Below are 4,104 nucleotides of genomic sequence, written 5' to 3'. Positions count from 1 at the left end.
GTCCAAGCGGCCAAGGTGTCCGGTAAGAGCAAGTCCACCATCAACAGGGCAATAAAGGCTGGCAGACTATCCGCCCAGCGCCATGAGGATGGCACCTATGGAATTGACCCCTCAGAGCTATTCAGGGTGTTCCCTAAGGACCAAGGGGAACCCAAGGCAGCGGAACCTAAGGAACCTACCGGAACTCCTTCTGCCTCTGAGGAAATCCTGAGGGTGAAGGTGCAGATGCTTGAGGCCCAGCTAGAACGGGAACAGGATACGGTGGCGGACCTTCGAAAGAGGCTGGACCGGGCAGAAGATCGGATACTGGCCTTGACCCACCAAGCAGAGAAGCCCAGCCCAGGGGGTTCCCCAGGTCAGGCCAAGGCTGGGTTCTGGGGGTTCCTGTCAAGACTAAAACATTGATTTATAAAGATTATCTTCTAATCTTGGGTTCCACCCTGACCTCGGGCTTAATTCTCTGAAGATGATAGGGAACCTTGCCGCCTTCCCTCCGCCCTCCAAAGAGCCTGCCCAGGTCCGAGCGCAACCCGATCCAGAGCCAACGGCAAAGCAGCAATACCCCACCTACCAAGAGGGCGCTTCCAGCCCCTATGATACCTTCACCAATCGCTTGCTTGTAATCCATTCGTGTCCTCCACTTCGGCTAAGAGCTTCATAGAGGACACTATTTGACAAGTTGTTTACGCCTTCATGGCCCGGTAAACCGACCTCTCCGAGACCCCTAGGCGCTGGGCGATAGCGGCCTTGGTCAGGCCCTCAGAGGCAAGCTCCTGGATGACCTCGGCTTGGCTCATGGCTACAGGCTTGCGGCCTTTGTATTTCCCCTCAGCCTTGGCCTTGGCGATCCCTTCCCGCTGACGCTCAAGCATCATCTCACGCTCGAATTCAGCGATCCCCCCAAGCATGGTCAGCATCAGCTTGCCGGTGGCGGTGCTGGTGTCGATGTTCATGTTCAGGATACGGAGGGTCACGCCCTTAGCAGTCAGGGTCTCGACCATCTCAAGAAGGTGCTTAGTGTCCCGTGCCAGGCGGTCCAGCTTGGTCACGACGAGGGTGTCACCTTCCCTCAGATAATCCAGACAGGCCCGAAGCTGGGGGCGATCACCAACAGAGCTAACCTGTTCCTTAAAGACCTTGGTGCAGCCCTCACGGTGCAGAACCTCAAGCTGGGCCTCAAAGCCTGCAACCTGTTCGGTGGTGCTGGTCCGGGCATATCCGATGATGGCGGTCATTGTCATACTCTCTGCCAATAGGGTCTAAGACGTTAGAGCATGGACACTGACAAAAGACAATACCCCATTCTATTGTCATGGTCACTTTCTTCTTTCTGTCACTGACAATGAAGCAAGCCTAGTGTCAGGGTGGCAGAGGCAGGGATGCTCCTCTGTCTGGTCAGGTGATCAAGGATGACAGGAAGCAGAGCCGGTGGCGCTGGGTGTGCTGGTCCGGGCCTTCTTATAAATCCGATAGGGGTCCCATACCCCCGTCCCCCCTTCTCAAGATCGACTTCAAAAACAGGGGTGCCTTTATTGTTGTTATTATTGTTGTTCGTTGAGGCTCAGATTGCTTTGATAGAGACCACCAGCGCCACAAGAGCGATCAAGGTAGACCAAACCCACTGCCAATGCCGCATGTAGAAGCTTGCAACGTTACGAGCTGCGGTCGAAGTCCAATGCCGCTCTGTGTGGAAGCCAAAGACTCCTGGCGTGTCCCAAACCTTGAGCTCTCCGTGCCACCACTTCGATAGGCGCTGACGCCAAGTTGGCTTAGTGGGTTTCATAAGGTTCTGTTCCTGTGTTGATACTCCATGATGGTATATGCCCTTAGAGGCCACAGGAAGCCCGCACAGAGCGGTCTAACGGTTAGGCTACCCTACCACCGCAAATACCCTTGACAGCCCACACAGCGCCCTCTCAGGGCCTCCTAGGCGCTTCTAGAGCCTTCTTCGGAGAATGCGCCCCAGGAACCAGCATCAATCGCCCCTGCTCTGGGTCATCCTCTCAGGGCCGGGGCTTTTTGCCTCAGTCCAAAGGAGAACCAGGGCGAAACCTAAAGCGTTGATTTTAAATGATAACCCAAGATACCCTAAAGCTAACCCATTGATTTTCCATCAGTCCAAAGGAGAAACCGGGGGACAGTATTCGGACGTATGTTGGAAGAACCCCCGGTTCATTCCCCCCAGGCATGAGCATGAAGGGTCCTAAGGAGTTTCCAATGGTATGGCGGATAGGGTTACTCAGAGGGGGGGATGATCACCATCAAATCCCCCATATACCCAGAGTAGGAACTTAGAGAGTTACCTTAGGTAGTCTCAAGGTATGATCTTAAAGAGACCCTAAGGAATGACCTTGAGTTTTGATGATTTCATCATCGTGGAATTTGGGTAAACTCTTTGGGTTCATACTTTAAGTATCCCCCTGCCCCCACCAGTTATCGGCCATTGATAAACCTGTCAAGTCCCCCCTCATGTAATAAACCCTAGGTGTGAGTCAAAAGACTCAAGGTTATTCTATGGGTTCTTTTGAATGTCTGAGGCTAATCCAAGGGTGGCGGGCTTTGAATGGGGTGCAGTCCAATAAGCCTCTGCGGCTTCCTTAAAAAAGATCACAGGGACATTTATGATTCAGATCAGTTGCTTAGCCGTCCGTGGCCCAGGTATGGGTTTCACTAACTAGGACCTGCGAAACTAGACAGCCTCAGAAGCTACTGATTCTATGGGGTTTCCTAAGCCTCTTGGAGTTACCATGGAACAGCAGATAGCAGACCTAAAGACCATCCTCCGCCAGATCATCCGCAGCGGTGGGCTGGACGCCTCTACCATCAATGAAGCCTGTCGGGTTCTCGGCGTCCCTCTGGGCGATCCCGAAGGCCATGACCTGACAGGGGCTCAAGGTAGGGCGCTGGGCGCTGTCCTCTGGGGCGGTGATGCCGCTTCCCTGTCCGGTGCCAAGGCGGCTTGATCGAGGGCAAAACTGAGGGGTTGTCCACAAGCAGCCCCTTTGTATCTTGATTGTAAAGATTTGTAGGGCAGACATACCATTGAATTAAAAGGTAAATACCATCACCAAAGTGAGATGGTTCCCGCTATGCATGAGATGGTTCCTGTTAAATGTGTGTTAGTTCCTGTGCTGTCCACAAGCTTGACGACCTTCCCCAACCCTCTAATGTGAGGCTTCCATTGCCTCTCATAGTTACAGGAAGTCCCTCACTTATGACGGTGCCAGAGAAGCGGAAAGAGGTAGTGACCTTGGCCAATGCTGTGGTGCAATCCGCCCAGCAGCTAACCCTTTCTCAAAAGCGTTTGGTGATGATGGCTGTGGCCCGGCTCAACCCACGCTCTAAGGCCCTCCCTGAGAAGCCCATTAAGATAACGGCTCAGGATTTCTCAGAGGCTTTCGGGTTTCCTGTTTCTGATAGCTACAAGGAATTGAAGCGGGCCTCTGATGGGATATTGGCAAGGCATATTACCAGAACACGCCCTCATAAATACGGACCTATAGTCGAGCGGTATTCATGGCTCAGTAGGGCTGATTATGCCACCGGGGAGGGCTGGGTGGCGATCAAGTTCAATCCTGATATTGCCCCTTACCTTGTGGACCTCCGAAACAAGTTCACCAGCTACCAGCTATCCCAAGCAAGCTCCCTCCGATCCCTATATTCATGGCGGATATTGGAACACTTCCAGATGCACTCCGATAAGGGCTGGTGGCAAATCCCCTTGGCTGAGTTTCACGCCGCTATGGAAACCCCTCAGAGCTATCAAGACAACTTCGCCCAGACACGGCGCTGGGTGATCGAAACGGCGCTGGACGAGCTGAAGGAGAAGGACGGCTGGGCCGTGACCTGGAAACCCATCAAGAGAGGCCGGAAGGTGGAGGCCCTAAGGTTCGAGTTCCAGAGAGACCCCCAGGCCCGGATCGCAGCAGAGGCGGAACTGTAGCAGGAAATGCCATTTGGCAGCGTTACACTTCCCGGCGCTGGGCGATCCTCTCTCGGAGCAACGACAGGCTTCTGCTTTGGACTAATCCAATGTAGGTTCCTCGGAACATGCCGGAACAGGTCCAATGATCCAGAGGGGAACCCATGGCGGAACTCAGCCTA

Annotated in this window: 4 protein-coding genes; 3 read left to right on the top strand and 1 reads right to left on the bottom strand. The window is 53.8% G+C overall.

What is annotated here, in order from left to right:
- The coding region (locus AAIL68_RS17190; RefSeq protein ID WP_347141001.1) for a hypothetical protein at nt 1-405 on the top strand (405 nt) is incomplete at its 5' end.
- 278 nt (nt 406-683) lie between these two features.
- Here the strand turns inward: AAIL68_RS17190 and AAIL68_RS17185 are convergent.
- A complete protein-coding gene (locus tag AAIL68_RS17185; RefSeq protein ID WP_347140999.1) occupies nt 684-1,235 on the bottom strand; it encodes a recombinase family protein in 552 nt (183 codons plus the stop codon).
- Between the two features lie 1,512 nt (nt 1,236-2,747).
- Here AAIL68_RS17185 and AAIL68_RS17180 point away from each other — a divergent pair.
- Both AAIL68_RS17180 and AAIL68_RS17175 read left to right on the top strand, forming a co-directional pair.
- The gene (locus tag AAIL68_RS17180; protein WP_347140997.1) at nt 2,748-2,963 is read left to right on the top strand and encodes a hypothetical protein; all 216 of its coding nucleotides are present in this window, start codon (nt 2,748-2,750) and stop codon (nt 2,961-2,963) included.
- Between the two features lie 251 nt (nt 2,964-3,214).
- The gene (locus AAIL68_RS17175) at nt 3,215-3,943 is read left to right on the top strand and encodes a replication initiation protein (protein WP_347140995.1); all 729 of its coding nucleotides are present in this window, start codon (nt 3,215-3,217) and stop codon (nt 3,941-3,943) included.
- The last annotated feature ends 161 nt before the right edge of the window (nt 3,944-4,104 follow it).

The sequence above is a fragment of the Paracoccus sp. SSK6 genome (assembly GCF_039770665.1).
GTDB lineage: Bacteria > Pseudomonadota > Alphaproteobacteria > Rhodobacterales > Rhodobacteraceae > Paracoccus.
The sequence above is the reverse complement of the archived record's forward strand: the minus strand, read 5'-3'. Positions and strand labels throughout refer to the sequence as shown.

Coding starts and splice junctions, on each gene's coding strand:
- AAIL68_RS17185 (WP_347140999.1), bottom strand. CDS start 1,235: ATGACCGCCATCATCGGATATGCCCGGACCAGCACCACCGAACAGGTT.
- AAIL68_RS17180 (WP_347140997.1), top strand. CDS start 2,748: ATGGAACAGCAGATAGCAGACCTAAAGACCATCCTCCGCCAGATCATC.
- AAIL68_RS17175 (WP_347140995.1), top strand. CDS start 3,215: ATGACGGTGCCAGAGAAGCGGAAAGAGGTAGTGACCTTGGCCAATGCT.